The following is a 21960-nucleotide window of genomic DNA, read 5'->3' as shown; positions in this document are numbered from 1 at the left end:
GAAATACTTTTATGTATTTGTGTTATCTATCTTTAATACTAAGAATTAGTATAAAGTAGAATGTAGCACCTTCTTTATGATAAAGGGTTGCTAAGGTTTCATTGGGTCTTTCCCTCCGCCTTTCGTGATAACTTTCAGTAATTTTAAGAACAGTGCAAAGTAAAGACATAACCTGAACAATTGCAAGTGTTTTTTAAAGTTTCTAAGTGGCTAAGATTCTGAGGGTCTAAGTTTTTTTAAAAAGATGCTGAGTGCCTAAGATACTAAGAGTTTAAGTTTAATGCTTTCCTAATTAAAAGCTCCAGCGGAGCGTAATGTTTATAGCAAAAAAAACATCATTCTATAGCAAGCTCCATCGGAGCGTAATATTTACAGAAAAATTATTCCCCGCAAAATAAAGCTCCAGCGGAGCGACATCTTGATTTTTATCGTAATTATTGATATGTCACCCCGCTGAGGCTGCTACTAACAAATATCGTAATTCTATAAATATTCCATCCCTCTGGGATTCTTACATATCTTACATAATAGTGAATAAAAAAGCCCAAACTAAAAGTTTGAGCTTTATATATAAAAATCTTAGAGTCTTAGTTACTTAGAACCTTAGCATCTTAGACTAAACTATCGCCTTAACAACTGCTTTTGGAGCTTCTTTACGAGTTCCGTCGAAACCGTCTACACCAGAAACTGTTGTATATTTCAATACGTATTTTTTACCCGGATTGATGATTGCGTATGCTGCCTGACACATTAAAGTCGCTTCGTGGAATCCGCAAAGAATCAATTTTAATTTTCCAGGATATGTATTTACGTCTCCAATAGCAAAGATTCCAGGAATATTGGTTTGGTAATCTAATGCGTTGTTTACTTTAATAGCATTCTTCTCGATATCTAATCCCCAATCTCCAATTGGACCTAATTTTGGTGTTAATCCAAAAAGCGGAATAAAGAAATCGGTTTCGATTTTACGGTGTGCTCCGTTTTCTTCGATATCTAATGATTCAACGTGCTCAGCACCATTGATTCCGATTACTTCTGCAGGAGTAATTAATTTAATTTTTCCGGCTGTTTTTAATTCCTGCACTTTTTCTACAGAATCCAGAGCTCCTCTAAATTCATTTCTACGGTGAATTAAGGTTACTTCTGAAGCTACATTTGCTAAGAAAATACTCCAGTCTAATGCTGAATCTCCTCCTCCGGCAATTACAACTCTTTTATCTCTGAATTTCTCCGGATTTTTGATAAAGTATTTTACCCCTTTATCTTCATAAAAATCGATATCTTCTATAAGTGGTTTACGAGGCTCAAAACTTCCTAGACCTCCAGCGATAGCAATAACCGGCGCGTGAAATTTAGTTCCTTTATTTGATGTTACAATGAAACTTCCGTCTTCTTGTTTTTCGATTGTTTCAGCGCGTTCTCCTAATGTATAACCTGGTTCAAATTGCTTAATTTGTTCTTGTAAGTTATCTATTAAATCTCCTGCTAAAACTTCCGGGAAACCAGGAATATCATAAATAGGCTTTTTAGGATACAATTCAGAAAGTTGTCCTCCTGCTTGTGGTAAAGCATCTAAAATATGACATTTTAATTTTAATAATCCTGCCTCGAAAACGGCAAATAAACCTGTTGGTCCTGCTCCAATTATAAGTATATCTGTTTTAATCATTATGGTATTTGTTTATAATCATTCTTAATAACACAAAGAAACGAATAATTTATTCTAATTTCAATGATTTTTATCATTGATTTCTTTGGGGGATTTTTTACTCTCTGTTTTTTAACGAAGCGGTAATTTCGTTCATCCATCGGGTTAATCCCGAAGCTACAATATCAACCGTTCCTTCGGAATCATCGGGTTAAAACCCGACGCTACAAAATTTGTCGTTCCTTCGGAACTCTTACTATTGCTTATTTTTTAATGAAGCTGTAATCTCGTTCATTCTTTTTACCTTATCTTCAAAATCGCCTTTCAAGGTTCTTCTGTATTCATTAAGATTCTCAACCATTTTGTTGATATCCTCCGGAATAACTTCTTCGAAAAACTCCCGTAATCTTTTGGCTGTTGTTGGTGATTTTCCGTTAGTTGAAATCGCGATTTTTACATTTCCTTTTGTTACGATTCCGCCTAAATAGTAATCACATAAATCTGGCGTATCGGCAATATTGCAAATCAAATAACGCTTTCGGGATAAATCGTATACCTTTTTATTAACTTCTAAATCATCGGTACAAGCGATTACCATATGACGCTTTTTGAGCATTTTCTTTTTAAACTTCGATTTTGTTAATGTAATCGAAGGATGTTTCTCTGCCAAAACCTTTATTTCTAAATGGAAATTTGGCGCTACGATCTCAACATTTGCATTAGGACTCGACTTTAGTAAAAAAGAAAGCTTTTCTAATCCTACATTTCCTCCTCCAACAATCAAAACGTTCAAATTGTGAAGTTTTAAGAATATTGGATATAATTCATTTTGTTCCATTTTAATTTAATTTCATCTAAACAAAATTAGATGATTTACCAATGAAATGTTCCTAACGGAGCATTTTTGTTTGGTAACATTGGGTTGATCAACTCCGTTATTTTCATGCGTACATCGGGTTAAAACCCGACGCTACAATATGAATCGTTCCTTCGGAACTTTATCGTACAACTTCTTTTGATAGAAACTCTTCGTAAAATCCTTTTAGTTTATTGCTTTCGCGAACAACGTTTCCCAGAACAATAATTGCTGGTGAACTTAATTGTTGCTCTTTTACAATTTGCAAAATCGAATCTACCGTTCCAACTCCTACTTTTTCATCAGAAGTTGTTCCATTTTGAATGATCGCTACGGGTAGATTTCCTTTGTCTTCTTTTTGAAACAAATCGATAATTTGAGGCAATTTGTGCATTCCCATCAAAATAACAACTGTTGCAGAGGATTGAGCCGCCAATGCTACATCTGAAGATAATTTTCTATCAGAAGTTGTTCCGGTAATCGCCCAAAAACTTTCTGAAACACCTCTTTTAGTGATCGAAATTCCCTGACTTGCAGGAACAGCAACTACCGAAGAGATTCCCGGAACTACAATTGTCTCGATTCCGAAGCTTTCTGCAAACTCGATTTCTTCGCTTCCGCGCCCAAAAATAAACGGATCTCCACCTTTTAAACGCACTACATTTCCGTACGTTAATGCATTATCTACAACTAACTGATTGATTTGGTCTTGCGTGTAAGCGTGATTTCCTATCTTTTTTCCAACAAAAATTTTGATGGCATTTTTAGGTGCATGTGCTAATATTTTGTCATTTGCCAATGCATCATACAAAACCACATTTGCTTCAGCCAGTGCTTTTACACCTTTGAGCGTAAGCAAATCCGGATCGCCTGGACCAGCGCCAACTAAAGTTACTTTTGGTTTAATATTAAGCATTTGCTAATTCTTGAGCTCTGTATTTTTCTATTGTATCAAAAAATGAAATCCCTTGTTGAATATATGCTTTGGCAAATGCTTCTAACGGTTCATTTTGATTGATTTGATATACTAATTCTCTAAATGTTGTTGGTAATTCTATTTTAGAAGTTGTTACAAAAACAGTATCAAATAAGTCTACAATTCCAGCGTGATTATTAGTTTTTTCATTTTCTGCAAGCAATAATGCTTTTGCTCCATTTACAAATCCAGCATAAGCATGATAAATTGCATCTGACCATTTTCCTTCGTCGAATGATTCCTGAGCGAAAGTTAATTTGTCTTTTGCCTCTAATAATAAAGTAGCAACTAAATCGATCACAACTCCGGCACATTCTCCAACTCCAACGGCTTTTACGTAGTTATCTGCGTTACCCCAGTCTATAAAATCAGCTTCGGTTAAATTGGTTACGTCTGCAAAAGGTTTTAAAATTTCATAGAAATATTTCTCTCCTTTCAGATCATAATAGTTTAGAAATTTTTCTCCATTTGCATTCGCATCAAAATCATTTAAGATCGTACGCAAAGCATCTGGTCCTCTACGGCTTGGAATTTTAATTACTTTATCAGCAAAACGTCCTGATCCGTTTCCTAATCTTCCTCCGCCTAATAAAACTTGTAAAGCCGGAGCAACTAATTTTCCTGAGTTTATAGACATTCCCTGAAATCCAATTGCCGACATATTGTGTTGTCCGCAAGCATTCATACAACCCGAAATTTTAATCTCAATTTCCTGATTGTTTAAATATTGTGGATATTCTGCATTCAGCACTTTTTCAAGTTCTTCTGCAATTCCGGTACTACTTGCAATCCCCAAATTACAAGTATCAGTACCCGGACATGCTGTAATATCTGCAGTAGAATTATAACCTAAATCAACAAAGTTCAGTTTGGCTAATTCCTGATAAAAGAAAGGCAAATTTGCCTCTTTTACATGACGTATTACAATATTTTGACGCAATGAAAAACGTAATTCATTTGCTGCGTAATTTTTAATTAAATTGGCTAATAATCTAGCTTTATCAGTATAAAAATCTCCTAATAAAACTTTAATTCCAATAGCATAATATCCTTCTTGTTTTTGTGCAATTACATTCGATTTTTTCCACGCTTCATAAGCTTTTGTATCTTCGATTGTAACTTGCGGCACTTCTAATAATGGTTCCGGAATTGAACCTTCAAAAGCAGTTGTGTCTATTTCGTATGTTTCGAAAGCGATTGCTTTTTTCTCTTTTTCAACCAAATCAAGGAAAACATCTCTTCCCATTTCTTTGATTAGGAATTTCATACGCGCTTTCATTCTTTTTGCACGTTCACCATATCTGTCAAAAATACGGATGATTCCTTCTGCCGTTGGAATGATTTCGTTAACCGGAACAAATTCCGAAAGCAATTCTGCATGTGCTGGCTGAGATCCTAAACCTCCTCCAAACATAATTTTGAAACCTTTTTGTCCGTCTTTAATTTTCGGAATAAATCCTAAATCGTGTAAATAACTCAAAGCAGTATCTTCGTCTGAAGAAGAGAACGAAATTTTGAATTTACGTCCCATTTCCTGACAAATTGGGTTTCTTAACAAATATTGAAAAAGTCCGTGTGCATAAGGCGAAACATCAAAAGGTTCGTTTACATCAACACCAGCCAATTCGCTTCCGGTAATATTTCGAACAGTATTTCCGCAAGCTTCACGCAATGTAATATCGTCTTTAGCCAAATTTGCCCAAAGTTCCGGAGTTCTGTCTAAACTTACGTAGTGAATCTGGATATCCTGACGTGTTGTAATGTGCAAACGTCCTGTAGAATATTCATCAGAAACCTTAGTAATACGCACTAATTGTTCGCTCGTAACTTTACCGTAAGGCAATTTGATACGAATCATTTGAACACCTTCCTGACGTTGTCCGTAAATTCCACGCGCTAAACGAAGACTACGAAAACGCTCATCATCAATTTTCCCTCCACGGAATAAATGAATCTTTTTTTCTAAATCGATGATCTCTTTCTGAACAATCGGATTTTCTATTTCTGTTCTAAAACTTTCCATTCTTTTTACGCTTTAGGCTTTTTTTTAGCTTTAAGCTTTAGGCTATATGCCATAAGCTTTTAAAATAATTTGTTACACATTTTCGCTTAAAGCTTACCGCCTAAAGCTTATAGCAGGTTTACCTAATGAATGCTACTCCTGCTGTTGTATTTGTTGCTGTATCAATTAAGATAAAAGCACCGTTTGATTTATTATCATTGTAGGCATCAAAATATAATGGTTTGCTTAATTTAATGCTTACTTCTCCAATTTCGTTTATCGCTAATTGTGACGCTTCTTTTGTTCCAGAATAGTCTGTAGAGATTGTATTTTTGATACTTTCTACTTTTGCTAAAACGGAGTTTGTATTATGCTGAACGATATATTTTGTTCCTGCAACCAGCTTTTTACTGTCCATCCAACAAACTGTTGTTGTGATTTCTTTTTCAATTTTTGGAAGTTCTGATGATTTTACAATCATATCTCCTCTTGTAACATTGATGTCGTTTTCTAATTCGATTGTAATCGAAGAACCAGCAACGGCTTCATCGTATTGTTTATCGAAAAAGTGAATTTTAGAAACTTTTGATTCCGTTAAAGAAGGAAGAACCGTAACCGCATCTCCAACTTTAATAGAGTTTCCGTATAATTTTCCAGCGTATCCTCTAAAATCATGATATTCTTCTGTCTTTGGACGAATAACAGTCTGAACCGGAAAACGTGCTTTTCCTTCTTCAAAAACATCTGAAGAATGTAATCCTTCTAAATGTTCCAGAACGGTTTGACCAGTGTACCAAGGCATATCTTTTGACTGATCTACAACATTTCCGCCATTGATTGCACTTAACGGAATGTAACTTACGTTTTGTTCCTTGAATGTACTTTTAGCGTTTAATGCCTGAAAATCGGCTTTGATTTTATTGAAAACTTCTTCAGAATAATCTACTAAATCCATTTTGTTAATCGCAACAATTACCTCTTTTACTCTCAATAAATTATTGATAAAAAAGTGACGGTATGTTTGCTCAATTACTCCTTTTCTGGCATCAATTAAAATAATAGAAACCTGAGAAGTCGAAGCTCCTGTAACCATGTTTCTGGTATATTCTACGTGTCCCGGAGTATCAGCAATAATGTAACTTTTCTTTGCCGTAGAAAAATAAATGTGCGCCACATCAATCGTGATTCCCTGTTCTCTTTCGGCCACTAAACCGTCAGTTGCCAATGAAAAATCAAGATAATCATATCCTTTTTGTTTGCTGCTTTTTTCGATTGCTTCTATTTTGTCAGTCGTCAATGATTTTGTATCATACAATAATCTCCCGATCAAAGTACTTTTTCCGTCATCTACACTTCCTGCTGTTGCTATTTTTAAAACTTCCATTTCTTATTTTGTTTCAGGTTTAAAAAATTTAGTTTCAAGTTTAATGTTTCAAGTTTTTGAAATGCTTTTACTAAAGTTTAAATCTGTATGTTTTTTTGAATTTTACTTTACCGTGTTTTTAATTAATAATTTATAATTCACAATTAATAATTAAAAATATCCTTGTTGTTTTCTTTTCTCCATTGCGGCTTCAGAACGTTTGTCATCGATTCTGGCTCCTCTTTCAGAAATAGTAGATTCTCTAATTTCTCCAACTACTTCCTGGATTGTTGCTGCATAAGATTCAACAGCGGCTGTACAACTCATATCTCCAACGGTTCTAAAACGAACAATTCTTTCTTCGATTTGTTCGTCTTCTTCCTGATACACAAAAGGAGAATGCGACCAAATTAAACCGTCTCTCAAAAAAACTTTTCTTTTATGTGAAAAATAGATCGATGGAATTTCGATGTGTTCTTTTTCGATATAACTCCAAACATCTAATTCTGTCCAGTTTGAAATTGGGAAAACACGAACGTTTTGTCCGTTTTCTATTTTTCCGTTCAAAATATCAAATAACTCAGGTCTTTGATTTTTTTCATCCCATTGACCGAAATCATCACGAACTGAAAAAATACGTTCCTTAGCTCTTGCTTTTTCTTCATCACGACGCGCTCCACCAATACAAGCATCGAATTTAAATTCTTCGATTGCATCTAAAAGTGTGATTGTCTGTAAGCTGTTTCTACTAGAATATTTTCCAGTTTCTTCAACTACTTTTCCTTCATCAATAGCATCCTGAACATTGCGAACGATTAATTCCAATCCTAATTCTTCTACCAATTTATCTCTGAAAGCAATTGTTTCAGGAAAATTGTGTCCTGTATCAACGTGCAATAGAGGAAACGGAATCTTAGCAGGAAAAAATGCTTTCTGTGCCAAACGCACTAATGTTATAGAATCTTTTCCTCCAGAAAAAAGTAAAACAGGTTTGTCAAATTGTGAAATTACTTCTCTGAAAATGTATATCGCTTCACTCTCTAAAGCGTTTGTTTTTAATACTGAACTTGAACTCATTTGATATTTTGTTTAATGCTTGATAGTTTTTCAATTTTAGATTGTTGTGAGTTTAATCTAAAACCTATAAACTATCGTTATTCTGTGTTTTTTGTTTTGTTTTTTTCAACGAATTTCAATTCGTTGTTTCGAGACGCTAGATTCTTCAATCTCCATCGGGTTAAAACCCTATCCTAAAATATGAATCTTCATTATCCCCGGATTAAAATCCGGCGCTACAATATAAATCGTTCATCCTCGTCCATCGGGTTAAAACCCGACGCTACAATATAAATCGTTCCTCCGGAACTTTAATCTATTGTCTTGAATCTATATTCTTTGTTCTTGCCTCTTTATTCTATTCTCTATACTCTAGCTTCTCTAGTCTTTCTTCGCACTATGCAAACCACATTCTTTATGGCTTGATTCCCACCACCATCTTCCAGCTCTAATATCTTCACCAGGGAAAATTGCTCTTGTACATGGTGCACATCCTATACTTACGAAACCTTGTTTGTGTAGGGCATTTTGAGGAACATTATTTTCTGACAAATACGTTTCAACTTCTTCTAAGGTCCACTTCAATAAAGGGTTGAACTTTATAATTTCGAAACCTCCATCGTATTCAAACAATTGTAAATCGTTTCTATTTTCAGATTGTTCGGCTCTTAAACCTGTAATCCAAACTGAATTTCCTGCCAAAGCTTTTCGTAACGGAACTACTTTTCGAATAAAACAGCACTCTTTTCTATTTTCTACCGAATCATAAAAGCTGTTTGGCCCTTTTTGTTGTAGTAAACTTTCTACTGCAGTTGCTTCCGGAAAATAAACTTCGATTGGTTTTTTATACTTTTTTAATGTCTTATGAAAAACATCATACGTTTCCTGAAATAATCTTCCTGTGTCTAAGGTAAAAATGGTAATATCAGTATTACTTTTTGCAATAAAATCTGTAATTACCTGATCTTCCTGACCAAAAGAAGTTGAAAAAATTACTTTTTCCGGATATTCATTTGCTAAAAAAACCAATGTTTCCTGCAGCGAAAAATCTTTTGTTTTATCTAATAATGATTGTATAATCGCACTCATAATCTCTTTCTTTCCCTTTCTAAAAAACTTATTACAATAATTTAGATAATGTTTTTAAACTCAATAATATAATTAAAATTCCAACTGCAACCATCATTGGTTTTCTTTTGATTTTATTAACCAAATACGCTCCTAGTGGCGCTGCAATTACTCCTCCTAAAATTAAACCTATAATAACCTGCCAGCCGTGAATTCCTCCAAAAAGCATGAAAGTGATTCCGCTTGCGAACGAAATCGCAAATTCAGCTGCATTCACAGAACCTATTGTATATCTTGGGTTTCTCCCGCGTCCTAATAGTGTCGAAGTTACAATTGGCCCCCAGCCACCGCCACCAACAGCATCCATAAAACCACCAAAAGTCGCCAGGATACCTAATTTTTTAGTTTTCTTTTTAACGATTGTTTTTGCTAATGCTTTTTTAATAATTATCACTGCCAAAACGATCATATAAACTGCAATAAATGGTTTTATAATATCACCATTAATAACATCTGATAATAAATACGCTCCCACAATTGAACCTAAAACTCCGGGAATCAACAAATGCTTTACCAGTTTTTTATTGATATTCCCAAATCTATGATGCGAAATTGCCGATGCTCCTGTTGTAAACATTTCTGCAACGTGAACTCCTGTACTGCTGATTACTGGCGGAACTCCATAAGCCAGTAAAAATGAAGTGGAAGTTGCTCCGTAACCCATTCCTAATGTTCCGTCTACTAACTGAGCAAAAACTCCGATAGCGAAAAACATTAAAAAATCTGAATCAAATCCTGAAATTAATCCATCTACAGAAAATTCAGCATAATGCTTGTATATCAATGTAGATAACAATCCTGCTAACAAAACCACAGGAATTACAACCCACAACTTTTCTTTTATCGACGCATCAGATCTAACATCATAATTATTTATTTTCAATTCTTTTTCCATACTCTGGCTTGGTTTTGAGCTACTAAACCTATTACCCTATCGGCTTAATAGATTACTATGCAAAATTAGTACTTATTTCTAAATATCAAAACATTATTTAATTTTTTTACAACTCTAATTCTCTTTTGGTTAAGTAAGCAGCAACTTTAAATAATATAACAAATTAGCTGCTTAAGTTAAAAATCGTATAAGACTGTATTTCAACGAAATAAACAATTAAAGATATTCATTTACAAATATAGCTTTTTAAAGTCTACCACATCCATCGGATAATTATAAAATTGTTCTTATTTTTACAACAAATATTTATTCATGGATTTTCAAATAGGTCTTGTAATTGCTGGTTTAGTAGTAGGGTTTGTCGTAGGATTAACAGGTGTTGGTGGCGGCTCTTTAATGACTCCAATTTTATTGTATTTTGGAATTCCACCAACTACAGCTGTTGGCACTGATTTATTATATGCGGCTTTTACCAAAATGGGAGGCGTATTTGTACACCATAAAAAAGGAAACATCAATTGGAAAATTACAGGCTGGCTAACATTAGGAAGTGTTCCTGCTGCTTTATTGACTTTATGGATATTAAACAGCATCAAAACCGATATTTCGACTATAAATGCGGTTATAAAATACAGTTTAGGCTGGGCTTTGCTTTTTACTTCAATTGCTATCTTATTTAAAAAGAAGCTCTTAAAATATTCTCAAAAACATGCCGGAGATAAATTTCATAACGAAAGTCATACACAAAATATGTTGACTATTGGGATTGGGGTTTTACTTGGAGCAACGGTAACGCTCACATCTATTGGAGCTGGAGCTTTAGGAACAGTAACTTTATTCTTTCTATATCCGCTTTTGCCAACACCTCGTTTGGTAGGAACTGAGATTGCTCATGCTGTTCCTTTAACGCTTGTTGCCGGAATTGGACATGCTTCTATGGGAAATCTTGATTTAGTTTTATTAGGTCAATTATTACTAGGATCACTTCCGGGAATTTTTATTGGAAGTATGTTAAGCGGAAAAGTTCCTGATACATTACTTAGAAACGCTATTGCAGTAATGCTTTTCCTGGCAGGATATAAATTGATTTTTTAAAACAGTTTTCTTTCACCATATAAGTTATATAAGTTCATTTAATTAAGCTATGCGGCAAAGTCTAAAATAAACTTATATAACTTATATGGTTTAAAATTTTCTCTTAAAATGCAATATCTGCCAAGGAATTACTTTCTAATATTTTTAGTGTATTATCTCTAACTTCCATCATTAAACGTCTTGCTGCACAAGTAGTTTCGTCATCACAATCGTCGCATCTTTCATAAAAGTTATGGCTCGCACAAGGTAGTAGCGCAATTGGACCTTCAAGAATTCGGTATACTTTTGCCATACTGATATCTTTAGGATCTTTTATCAAATAATAACCTCCGCCTTTTCCTTTTTTAGCACCTAAAAAACCGGAGTTTCTAAGTAATAATAAAATACTTTCTAAAAATTTTATCGAAATATGTTCACTTTTCGCAATTTCGGCAATTTGTACAGGTTCGTTATTATCACGTCTGGCTAAATAGGTTAACGCTTTAATTCCGTATTTTGTTTTCTTTGAAAGCACTTTTTAATATTTTAGATTTTAGAGTGTCGATTTTAGATTTCTATTTCTGATCTAAATAAGCAGTCTAAATATTTTTCTGCAACAAAAATAAGCTTTTTGAACGAGAATAATAACAGATTACAAAAGTAAGTTCTACTAAATTAGTATAGTTTAAGTAAATACGGTTTTTAACTCTGTATTTCAATTAAAAAAAGTTATCACAATACAGTTTGCAAAATATCATCACAAACTAAGTCAGCAATATTTTCTATCAAATATAACTGATGATGATTATCCTTGAAAATTTGATTTTCTAAATTAAAATCCAAAAACCATTGTGGGTTAGGTTTGTTTGGATCTTTTTCTCCAAAATATAATTTGATAATACAATTTGGAGTTTCAGCTTCGTATCTTAATCTTGTTGAAGATACGGCAAATAAATGTGTAATATTAAGACCTTTTAAAGATGCTTTCCAGGCAATTGTTCCGCCAATACTAAATCCTAAAACTGTTACTTTATCAGTTTCAAGTTTGAGTAAGTTTTCAATAGCTTTATCAATTCCTCCGTTAATAAATTGATTATGAATATCACTTTCGATACAATTATTAGTATCAATATTAGCGAGTTCAAGAACATCATAATACTGAATCTCAAATTTAGATTCGAGTATCTCTGAATACGTTTTTATCCATTTGGGATTAGCTCCTCCAAATAAATCGGATAAAATCAATAATCTTGGTTTGACCATAATAATAAGAAAGATTAGATTTTAGATATTAGATCTTGAAATCTAATATCTAAAATCAGAAATCTAAAATGATTTAAGAAAGTGCTTGCTTTAAATCGGCAATTACATCTTCTACCGTTTCTAAACCTACAGAAACACGTACTAAACCTTGTGTAATACCAACTGCTAATTGATCTTCTTCAGACAATTTGCTGTGTGTAGTCGAGGCAGGATGTGTTACAATTGATCTTGTATCTCCAATATTTGCTGATAAAGAGCATAATTTTATTTTATCTAAAAATTTTCTTCCGGCTTCTATTCCGCCTTTAATTTCAAAAGCGATAATATTACCTCCTAATTTCATTTGCTTTTTGGCAATTTCATATTGCGGATGCGATTTCAGGAAAGGATATTTTATACTGTTTACATTTGGATGTGCTTCTAAAAACTCTGCCACTTTCAATGCATTTTCGCAGTGTTTCTCCACACGAATTGCTAAAGTTTCTAAACTTTTTGATAAAACCCAGGCATTAAATGGCGACAAAGCCGGACCTGTATTTCTTGAAAACAAGTAAATTTGTCTGATTAAATCTTCACTTCCAACAGTAACTCCACCTAAAACACGCCCTTGACCGTCAATAAGTTTCGTAGCAGAATGTACTACTAAATGTGCTCCGAATTTAATTGGCTGCTGGATATAAGGCGTTGCAAAACAGTTATCGATAATTAATATCAGATTGTGTTTTTTAGCGATATCTCCCAACAATTGCAAATCGATTACATCTACACCAGGATTTGTAGGCGACTCTGCGTATAATATTTTTGTATTGGGTTTGATTAAAGCTTCAATTGTTTCCGGTTTATTAATCTCAAAATACGAAGTTTCGATATTCCATTTTGGAAAATAAGTTACAAACAATGCATGAGTTGAACCAAAAACACTGCTTGCCGAAACGATGTGATCTCCAGCATTTAATAAGGCTGCAAAAGTCGAATACACAGCTGCCATTCCGGTTGCAAAAGCATAACCTGCTTCGGCACCTTCCATTTTACAAATTTTATCTACAAATTCAGTCGTGTTTGGATTACTGAAACGGCTGTAAATATTTCTTTCTTTTTCTTCTGTAAAAGAAGCTCTCATATCTTCTGCATCTTCAAATACAAAGCTTGACGATAAGTATAATGGCACCGAATGCTCCAGATACTGAGTTCTTTCTAATTGTGTTCTTATGGCTAGAGTTTCAAAGCCAAATTCTTGTTCGTTCATTTTTTTTGTTTTTTTGTTTCAGGTTTAAAGTTTCAGGTTACGCGATGAGCAAAATCTTCATCTTAAACTTAAACAAGTGAATCTTTATAGCCAATCTAAAAATTATCTAATTTTCTAATTCTACAATTCTTCGTTGTTCAAAACAACTTTATATTTGATTGTAGCTGTTGGCTCAACTGTTTTGGCTACTGAACAATATTTCTCGAAAGAAAGTTGTCCAGCACGATGTGCCTTTTCCGGGTTGATATCTCCTTCTAAATAAAAAACCACATTGATTTCTTTAAAAGGTTTCGCTTCTCCAACTTGTACGCGCTCTCCTTCTACCTCAGCGTTAAATGAAGTTATTTCCTGACGTTGTTTCTTTAAGATCGAAATCATGTCAATGGCACTGCATCCTGCAACTCCCATCAATACTAATTCCATCGGACTTGCACCTAAATCGCTGCCGCCAAATTCGGCTCTGCTATCAACATCAACTACATGACCACGTTCATTTTTTAGTTTAAAATGAAACGCGTCGTTTACTCTGTTTAAGGTTACTTTCATTCTGCTTTTGTTTTTTTGTTGTTTGTTGTTCTTGTCATTGCGAGGAACGAAGCAACCTCACTAACAATTACACAAAGCTTGATTTAGCAAATGTGATTGCTTCGTTCCTCGCAATGACTACTAGACTTTTTACCCTTTATCAGATAATCTCAAGATATCTCCAAAAACTCCTCTGGCCGTTACTGCAGAACCTGCACCGGCTCCCTGAATTACGATTGGTCTGTCTCCGTAAGATTCTGTATAAATTTCGAAGAAAGAATCAGATCCTTTTAATCCGCCTAAAGCAGTATCAGAAGGTACTGAAACTAGTTTTACTTCTAAAATCCCTTTATCATTTTGCAAATCTCCAGACAACTCACCAATATATCTTAATACGTGATTTGGCTTTTGATCTGCTTTTATTTTCTCGTAAATTGGGTCGAATTCCTTTAGTTTTTTCAGGAAATCAGAAACATTTCCTTCGCGTAAATGTTCCGGAATTAAATTCTGAATCGAGATTTCTTCAAACTCATTTTGAAGATCTAATTCTCTTGCCAGAATCAATAATTTTCTTCCTACGTCATTTCCGCATAAATCCTCACGCGGATCTGGTTCCGTATATCCGTTATCGATTGCTTCTTGCAAAATCTGACTAAACGGAACATCTTTTGCCGAGAAATTATTGAATAAATAACTCAACGTTCCGGAGAAAACTCCTTTTATTTTTGTGATATTTTCACCTGAAAGGTGTAATAATTTTATGGTATCAATTAATGGTAAACCGGCACCAACATTAGTTTCGTATAAATAATTCTTTTGGTTTTCTGCCAAAGCTTTTCTTAATTCTTTATAGAAACCATAACTTAATGTATTGGCTACTTTATTAGAAGAAATCAAATCAAAACTACTTTCTGCAAGTGTGATATAATTTTCAACAAAAGTGGCGCTTGCGGTATTATCAATCGCTATTAAGTTTTCTAGATGATGCTGATTTGCATAAGCAATCACGTCGTTTATTGTATATTCAAGTCCGTCTTTTTGGATATCATTTTTCCAGCTAGAAGTTACTCCGTTTTTGTTTAAAAGCAATTTCTTAGAATTCGCAATAGCAAAAACATTCAGTTTAATGTCTTTACGTTTTTCGATTGCTGCAGCAGATTCTAAGATTTGATTGATTAAAGTTCCGCCTACTAATCCGTGACCGAAAATAGCAATATTGATTTTTTTAGAAACTCCAAAAATCTCTCCGTGAATTACGTTTAACGCCTTGTTTAGTTCTGCTTTTTTAACCACCAAACTCACGTTTTTACCCGTAACAGTATTATTAAATAATATTGGAACTATTTTATTTTTGATTAAAGCCGTATAAGGTTTATGGAAAGTACTTAGATCCTGACCAATGATCGAAATTACAGAAACATTATCTGTAACTGTGATTTGGTTTACATCTTTAGAATAAAAATCATTCTCGAATTCTTTCTCTAATTCGACCATTGCTGTTGTTGCTTTTTCTGTTGCTACAACAAGACCAATTCCTCTTTCTGAAGAACCTTGAGAAATGATACTTACACTGATATTATGATCGCCCATTACTTTAAAAATTCGGGCATCAACTCCGGCTTTTCCTAGTAATCCGCGTCCTTCAAGGTTAACAAGCGATACGTTTTCTAAAACTGAAAGTGTTTTGATTCCTTCTTTAGCAGAATCTGAAGTGATTAAAGTTCCGCGGTTTTCATGATTGAACGTATTTAAAATACGAAGCGGAATATTTTTTTCTAATAACGGAATTATAGTTTTGGCATGCAAAATTGTTGCGCCAAAATTCGCCAATTCGTTCGCTTCATTAAATGATAAAAATTCGATTTTTTTAGCATCAGCAACTAAATCTGGATTTGCTGTGTAAATTCCGTCAACGTGAGTGAAATTCTGTAATTCTTCGGCATTTAAATAATTGGCAATTAATGATGCTGTATAATTACTTCCGTTTCTGCCTAAAGTTGTAGTATCGTTATTATTATTTGAACCAATAAAACCGGTTACGATATTTACGGTTAAGCCATTATGCTGTTTGAAATAATTAATGACGTTTTTCTTCGAAAGTTGTTCTAATGGTTGTGCATCACCAAATTTAGAATCAGTTTTTAATAATTCTCTCGAATCGACAAAATTAGCAGGAACGCCCTTTTCTTTTAAAATAGCGGTTAATAATTTAGCCGAAAGCAATTCGCCTTTAGATAAAATCTGATCTTTGATTTTGTTGCTATAATCTCCAATTAAGCTAACGCCTTCAAAAAGTTTCTCTAAAATATTAAACTCTTCAGATAAATCTACTTGCGGATAATCTGATATTTGATAAGCTTTAAAATTCTCAAATAATGGTTTGTAATTACCATTTTTAGCGGCAAGTTTCAAAATATAATCTAATTCGTCTGTCGCTTTTCCGCGAGCCGAAACGACAACTGCAATTTGTTCTCCTTGATTTACTTTATCAGAAATGATTGAAACTACTTTATTAAGTCCTTCTCCGTTTGATAACGATTTACCTCCAAATTTTAATATTTTCATTTTATTTTTCTATTGTTTCTGCCTTAAAAATATCGGCAAGTAAATGATCTAATTGTTTGTACTCGATTAAAAAAGCGTCATGTCCGTGAACCGAATCTATTTCGCTGTAAAAAACATTGTCTTTGAACTTTTTTAATTCCTGAAACGTTTCCCGATTTTCTTTTGGTGTAAAAAACAAATCAGAGTTGATCCCGATAATATGAATCGCTGCATTTGTTCTGGACAATAAAGTTTCGAAATCGGCACTATTTCTGGTAATATCTATGGTTTTAAGCAATTGGTTCATCAATTTATAGGATGACAATTGATATCGCTTTTGCAGTTTGTGACCGTGATGTGCCAACCAGCTTTCTATATTAAAAATCAACAGCTCGTTATTGATTGTTCTTTGAAATTTTTCTTTGAATGATTCAGGAGAGCGATAACACAACATGGCGTGAATTCTGGCATCTTCGATAGGTTTTGAAGAATTGTTCAGGATTTGACCTTGCAAATAACAATTTGCTATCATCCAGTCAGTCGATTTCCAGTCGGTTGCAATTGGAATCAGGTTTTGCGTAATATCAGGTTCTAATGCAAGGATTTCCCAGGCAATTCCTCCACCTACAGAACCTCCAATGATAGTATGTAATTGGCTGATATTTAAAGCCTCAAGTCCTTTTATAAAAATTCTGGCAATATCTCTTGTTGTAAAATCCTGATAGTTTTCGATTATAAAGGAATCATTACCATTCCCGGGAACGTCGAATGCTAATATGGTATATCTGTTGGTATCTATTGTTTTTTCATTGCCAATTAAATCATTCCACCAGCCATTTTCACCTGTAACCTGAGAATTTCCGGTTAAAGCATGATTTACCAAAACAATAGGCGCGCTATGTAATGGTAAACCAGAAAGCGTAAAACTTAAAGGTATTGACGGGTATAATGCACCACTTTGGGTGATGAATTCCTGAATTATAATGGGACTTGGTATATTTTCCAATTTCAAATCTTTTTAATTTTGATTTGTATGTGGAAATATTAGAAAGAAAGTACTAGAGTGAAACTAGAAAATTCTTGTTGTTATCTTTCCACGTTTGGGCGTGGTAGAATGCAGCACCTTCTTCGATTTAACGAAGGGTTGCTAAGGATTCATCGGGTCTAATCCCTCGTCCTTTCTTTATAACATTTCAATACGTTTTTGAACTTAAAGGTGCAAATTAACTACTTATTTCTTAAACTAACAAATTTTATCGAAACTGATTCCTCAATTTCTTAAACATAATTCAAACAAAAACTATTGTACGCAAAAAATTACCGAACAATTTGCCCAGTAAAATTAAGCAGGTATTCCCCTATTTTATGATACTTTTTGATTTAGATAAAAAGTGTTTCATTTTCTTTTGAATACATCAAAAACAATAATGAATTTGGCTCTTTTTTCTCTGCTATTTTATCTGCCTCTGTAATCCCAAATCTAGGATGTACCAATTCATTCGTTGGCGGTGGCGGATTGTTTCTTTTTGTTCTCAAATTTTTCAACGTAGAAAAAGTTTTTGTTATGTAGTTTAATTTGCTCATGATATTTAAGTTTATGTTAGTTATCGTTTTATTATGTTTATTAAATCGTTTATTTTTTGTTATGCTAACCAAATGAAATAAAAAAACCCTTTTGGATTTTTATACCAAAAGGGTTTAAGTTTTATAATAACTTATATATACTTTTAGTATCAACAGACGCGTACACAAATACGTGCGACGTTAAACATCTTGTTCATCTGTAGGGATTTATTCATCTGTGATTGACTTACTATTTTAAAAAATTCTTGCATTTGTTTATTTTTATAAGCTTCTCGAAACTACTGAAATACTTTTGACTTTTTCTTCTTTTAAAATCAATAAGAAAAAAAGTTTATTCAACTTTTGGTCCCGATCGACATAACTTTAATTCAGAATACTAAATTTACTTCTGGTAATTTTGAGGTATTACAAATGTGCGAATATTTTTTCAATTATGCAAGTGAGGATCAGCAAATTAATCTTAAAAAACGTTAAAAAACGTGTTTTTATCGTTAAAAAACATCTTACAAATTTAACAACTTAAAAATTGAGAGTTAAAACTTACAAGAAAAAACATAATAAACTTTCCTGTTTCAATAAATCAAAGAACAACTAACTAGTATTAAAGACCACTTACAACCAAACTGCTTCTTTATTTTTAATTTTATCAGCTACTTTCAAAATGTCAGTTATTATCCCTCTTGAAATGGCTTGTTTGCATGCCGAAGCACTTTGAATGGCGATTGGAACATCTGCGTAAGATTGTGTATAAATTTCAAAAATGGTATCTGATCCTTTTAATTGCCCAATAGCTGATGAAACCGGTTCTGAAACTAATTTGACTTCCAGTGTGTTTTTCTGCACATCAAATTCTCCAACATATCTTAATACATGATTCTCTGCCTGCGTTATTTTTGCAATTTTAAAAGATTTGTCAATTGCATCTTTATTAAGGATTCCGTTTTTTTCCAGATGTTCTTCGGTAATTAGAGAATTGATTTTTATATCTGAAAGTTCAAAATCTTTTCCAATTTCCCTGGTCAGAATCAGCAGTTTTCGTGCCGTATCGTTTCCGGATAAATCTTCCTTAAAAGTAGAACGCATTAATCCCAGCAAACTGGCATCTTTTAAAAGAGAGGAAAAGGTGGCTTCTTCATTCGCAAATCTATTAAAGACATAACTTAGATTGTCTGAAAAAACACCTCGTATCTTCGTGATTTTTTCGCCAGAATAATACAAATCCCTAAGAGTCTGTAATACCGGAAAACCTGTATCTACTGATGTTTCATACAAAAACTCTTTGTCGTGCTTTTTAAGATTTGCTCTAATCTCTTTGTACAAATCTATTGGTAAGGTATTGGCTTTTTTATTGACCGCTACAATATTAAATCCGTTTTCGATCAGGGTATTATAATGATGAATTAACTCGTCGCTTGCCGTTGCATCAACTGCAATTAGATTTTCAAATTCATTTTCTTTGGCAAATTCAATAATATCCTGCACTTTAAACGGAACTGCCAATTCTAAGAAATTGGTTTCCCATGCATATCCTACGCCTTCTTTCTCGAAAAAAGCAACTGTAGAATTTGTAATTATCGGAAAATGAAAATCGACATTTTTACTTTGGAGAAAAAACTCCTGACTTTCGATAATTTGATTGATCAAAGTACTTCCGATATTTCCAATTCCAAAAAGGATGATATTTATTTTAAGCTTTGACATAATTTTTAATTTATTGGGGGTTATTTTAAACCATATAAGTGATATAAGTTCATTTAATAATATCAATCTACATGATGCACTGCCAGACAAACAATTTAGACGCACAGCAGTGCGTCTCTACTTATATGGTGAAAAAAATATGTTGAATTTCTTTATTATAAAAAATCACCTCTAGCAGAACTCACGCTACTAAAGGCAATTTTTCAAACAAAAAACAAAAAAACCTAATTTTTATTAATGCTGTATTGCGACTCCGTAACGCTTGCGAAAGCAGCCTGCAAATCAGCTATTAAATCTTCGATATCTTCAATTCCAACAGAAAGTCGGACTAGATCTTTTGAAACTCCTGTTTCTAATTGTTCAGTATCAGACAATTGTTGGTGCGTTGTACTTGCCGGATGTATGATTAATGATTTTGTATCGCCAATATTTGCCAAAAGTGAGAACAATTTAGTTTGATCAACCACTTTTTTAGCGGCATCAAAACCACCTTTTAGTCCAAAAGTGATTACTCCACTTTGTCCTTTTGGTAAATATTGTTGTGCCAAATCATAATATTTATTGTTTTTTAGACCTGGATAATTTACCCAAACTACCTCATCTTGATTTTCTAACCATGAAGCCAATGCCAAGGCATTTTCGCTATGTTTCTTGATTCGGATTGGTAATGTTTCTAATCCCTGAATAATCTGAAATGCATTAAACGGACTCAAAGCGGCTCCAAAATCACGTAATCCTTCAATTCTTGCCTTTGCAATAAATGCAGCATTTCCTAAAGCTTCGTGATATACTAAACCGTGATATCCTGCGGAAGGTTCTGTAAATTCAGGAAATTTTCCGTTTGACCAGTCAAAATTTCCTGCATCAATAATAACTCCTCCTAAAGAAGTTCCGTTTCCTGAAATATATTTGGTCAAAGAATGAATTACAATATCTGCTCCGTACTCAATTGGGTTCAATAAATAAGGAGTAGCAACCGTATTGTCTACAATAAAAGGTACTTTAAAGTTTTTGGCTTCTGCCGAAATTGCTTTTAAGTCTAATACATCTAATTTTGGGTTTCCTAAAGATTCTACAAAAAAGGCTCTTGTATTTTCTTTGGCTGCTTTTGTGAAATTTTCCGGTTTAGACGGATCTACAAAAGTGGTTGTAATACCTAAACGTGGTAAAGTTACACTTAGTAAATTATAAGTTCCTCCGTATAAACTGTTTGAAGCCACAATATGATCGCCCGCTTTTAGCAGTGTCAAAAAAGTTGTAGAAATTGCAGATGCTCCTGATGCTGTAACTACAGCTCCAATTCCGCCTTCGAGAGCTGCAAGACGTTGCTCTAAAACATCATTTGTTGGGTTATTTAATCTTGTGTAAATAAATCCGGCTTCGGCAAGACCAAATAAATTGGCAGCATGATCTGAATCGTTAAATACATATGATGATGTCTGATAAATAGGCACTGCTCTTGTTCCTGCATTTTTAGTAACATCGTGTCCTGCGTGTAGTGCGTTTGTTGCGAATTTTTGTGTGCTCATGATTTCTTAGTTTTTTTTAAATATTATTAATACTTATATATTGATATTGTAATTGATTTTTGAATTGATTTAAACAAAAATTTCTTCGGCTTCTTCTTCAAGATCATACAGGTGAAACAACAATGATTTTTGACTTTTTATATGCTGCTCTGTATTTATTCTTATAATTTCTCTTGTTATCTCTTCTGATTTATTATTGTTTTTTTGAGAATCGTTTCTCAATAAATATTCTATTGCGATTGAGTTTAGTGTTTTCATAATTTTTAATTTAAAGTATTGAAATAAAAAAAGCCCTTTAGGATGGCTACCAAAAGGGCTTATAGTTTAACTATAACAAAGATTTTATCTTTTACTTTTGGCAACAACGAATTGGGATGCACATTTGCATCATCTCACAACATATAATCATATTATTCGCTATTGTTTTCATTTTCATTTTATTTAAATTAATTCTTATTTTTAAACTCGACTAATTTGATAGAGTAAATATAGAAACTATTTTTATAACTACCAAATCAAAAAATGATATTTTACATTATTTTTTTCGAAGCCCTGTGAATACTGGTGTTT

19 protein-coding genes and 2 riboswitches are annotated in these 21960 nt (G+C 33.4%); of the genes, 1 reads left to right on the top strand and 18 read right to left on the bottom strand.

The features are described 5' to 3' along the window. Window positions 1-19 precede the first annotated feature (19 nt). A riboswitch (SAM riboswitch) is annotated at window positions 20-134 on the bottom strand. Window positions 135-616: 482 nt separating this feature from the next. The 8 genes from ASF10_RS02490 to ASF10_RS02455 all read right to left on the bottom strand — a co-directional run bounded on the left by ASF10_RS02490 (window position 617) and on the right by ASF10_RS02455 (window position 9924). After that, window positions 617-1669: an NAD(P)/FAD-dependent oxidoreductase gene (locus tag ASF10_RS02490; protein ID WP_056244961.1), complete on the bottom strand. Its 1053-nt coding sequence runs from the start codon at window positions 1667-1669 to the stop codon at window positions 617-619. Between the two features lie 235 nt (window positions 1670-1904). Next, entirely contained in the window at window positions 1905-2486 is a 582-nt protein-coding gene (locus ASF10_RS02485) for a bifunctional precorrin-2 dehydrogenase/sirohydrochlorin ferrochelatase (protein ID WP_056244960.1), read from the bottom strand. Between the two features lie 160 nt (window positions 2487-2646). Further along, window positions 2647-3420 carry a uroporphyrinogen-III C-methyltransferase gene (cobA, locus tag ASF10_RS02480; protein ID WP_056244957.1) on the bottom strand — a complete coding sequence of 258 codons (774 nt, stop codon included), beginning with the start codon at window positions 3418-3420 and terminating at the stop codon, window positions 2647-2649. Continuing rightward, window positions 3413-5503, bottom strand: a complete 2091-nt coding sequence (locus ASF10_RS02475) for a HEPN domain-containing protein (RefSeq protein ID WP_056244955.1) — start codon at window positions 5501-5503, stop codon at window positions 3413-3415. The genes cobA and ASF10_RS02475 overlap by 8 nt, the downstream gene beginning before the upstream one ends. 118 nt (window positions 5504-5621) lie before the next feature. Beyond that, the gene (locus ASF10_RS02470; RefSeq protein ID WP_056244952.1) at window positions 5622-6866 is read right to left on the bottom strand and encodes a sulfate adenylyltransferase subunit 1; all 1245 of its coding nucleotides are present in this window, start codon (window positions 6864-6866) and stop codon (window positions 5622-5624) included. Window positions 6867-7016: 150 nt separating this feature from the next. After that, window positions 7017-7922, bottom strand: a complete 906-nt coding sequence (gene cysD, locus ASF10_RS02465) for a sulfate adenylyltransferase subunit CysD (protein ID WP_056244950.1) — start codon at window positions 7920-7922, stop codon at window positions 7017-7019. Window positions 7923-8282: 360 nt separating this feature from the next. Then, window positions 8283-8990: a phosphoadenylyl-sulfate reductase gene (locus ASF10_RS02460; protein ID WP_056244949.1), complete on the bottom strand. Its 708-nt coding sequence runs from the start codon at window positions 8988-8990 to the stop codon at window positions 8283-8285. 31 nt (window positions 8991-9021) lie between these two features. Beyond that, window positions 9022-9924, bottom strand: coding sequence for a sulfite exporter TauE/SafE family protein (locus ASF10_RS02455; RefSeq protein WP_056244947.1), 903 nt, complete (start codon window positions 9922-9924; stop codon window positions 9022-9024). 312 nt (window positions 9925-10236) lie between these two features. On the opposite strand from ASF10_RS02455, the gene ASF10_RS02450 reads away from it, so the two are divergent. After that, window positions 10237-11019 (top strand): sulfite exporter TauE/SafE family protein, encoded by a 783-nt coding sequence (locus tag ASF10_RS02450; RefSeq protein WP_056244945.1) that lies wholly within the window; start codon window positions 10237-10239, stop codon window positions 11017-11019. 103 nt (window positions 11020-11122) lie between these two features. Here ASF10_RS02450 and ASF10_RS02445 read toward each other — a convergent pair whose 3' ends face one another. From ASF10_RS02445 to ASF10_RS02400, 10 genes are all read right to left on the bottom strand, one after another. Continuing rightward, window positions 11123-11533, bottom strand: a complete 411-nt coding sequence (locus tag ASF10_RS02445; RefSeq protein ID WP_056244942.1) for an RrF2 family transcriptional regulator — start codon at window positions 11531-11533, stop codon at window positions 11123-11125. A gap of 197 nt (window positions 11534-11730) precedes the next feature. Continuing rightward, window positions 11731-12261, bottom strand: coding sequence for a hypothetical protein (locus ASF10_RS02440; protein WP_056244940.1), 531 nt, complete (start codon window positions 12259-12261; stop codon window positions 11731-11733). Between the two features lie 73 nt (window positions 12262-12334). Next, window positions 12335-13507 carry a trans-sulfuration enzyme family protein gene (locus ASF10_RS02435; protein ID WP_056244937.1) on the bottom strand — a complete coding sequence of 391 codons (1173 nt, stop codon included), beginning with the start codon at window positions 13505-13507 and terminating at the stop codon, window positions 12335-12337. A 120-nt stretch (window positions 13508-13627) separates the two neighbouring features. Beyond that, window positions 13628-14053: an OsmC family protein gene (locus tag ASF10_RS02430; protein WP_056244934.1), complete on the bottom strand. Its 426-nt coding sequence runs from the start codon at window positions 14051-14053 to the stop codon at window positions 13628-13630. Between the two features lie 129 nt (window positions 14054-14182). Beyond that, window positions 14183-16597, bottom strand: coding sequence for a bifunctional aspartate kinase/homoserine dehydrogenase I (gene thrA, locus ASF10_RS02425; RefSeq protein ID WP_056244931.1), 2415 nt, complete (start codon window positions 16595-16597; stop codon window positions 14183-14185). 1 nt (window position 16598) lies between these two features. Continuing rightward, window positions 16599-17582, bottom strand: coding sequence for an alpha/beta fold hydrolase (locus ASF10_RS02420; RefSeq protein WP_241774885.1), 984 nt, complete (start codon window positions 17580-17582; stop codon window positions 16599-16601). 77 nt (window positions 17583-17659) lie between these two features. After that, a riboswitch (SAM riboswitch) is annotated at window positions 17660-17768 on the bottom strand. Between the two features lie 188 nt (window positions 17769-17956). Further along, the gene (locus ASF10_RS02415; RefSeq protein ID WP_056244926.1) at window positions 17957-18160 is read right to left on the bottom strand and encodes a hypothetical protein; all 204 of its coding nucleotides are present in this window, start codon (window positions 18158-18160) and stop codon (window positions 17957-17959) included. A 612-nt stretch (window positions 18161-18772) separates the two neighbouring features. Next, the gene (locus tag ASF10_RS02410) at window positions 18773-19861 is read right to left on the bottom strand and encodes an aspartate kinase (RefSeq protein WP_056244924.1); all 1089 of its coding nucleotides are present in this window, start codon (window positions 19859-19861) and stop codon (window positions 18773-18775) included. A gap of 224 nt (window positions 19862-20085) precedes the next feature. Continuing rightward, window positions 20086-21390 carry an O-acetylhomoserine aminocarboxypropyltransferase/cysteine synthase family protein gene (locus tag ASF10_RS02405; RefSeq protein WP_056244921.1) on the bottom strand — a complete coding sequence of 435 codons (1305 nt, stop codon included), beginning with the start codon at window positions 21388-21390 and terminating at the stop codon, window positions 20086-20088. Between the two features lie 69 nt (window positions 21391-21459). Then, window positions 21460-21648 (bottom strand): hypothetical protein, encoded by a 189-nt coding sequence (locus ASF10_RS02400; protein ID WP_056244918.1) that lies wholly within the window; start codon window positions 21646-21648, stop codon window positions 21460-21462. Window positions 21649-21960 lie beyond the last annotated feature (312 nt).

The organism is Flavobacterium sp. Leaf82, assembly GCF_001422725.1.
In the GTDB taxonomy this organism is placed as follows: Bacteria; Bacteroidota; Bacteroidia; order Flavobacteriales; family Flavobacteriaceae; genus Flavobacterium.
The sequence above is the reverse complement of the archived record's forward strand: the minus strand, read 5'-3'. Positions and strand labels throughout refer to the sequence as shown.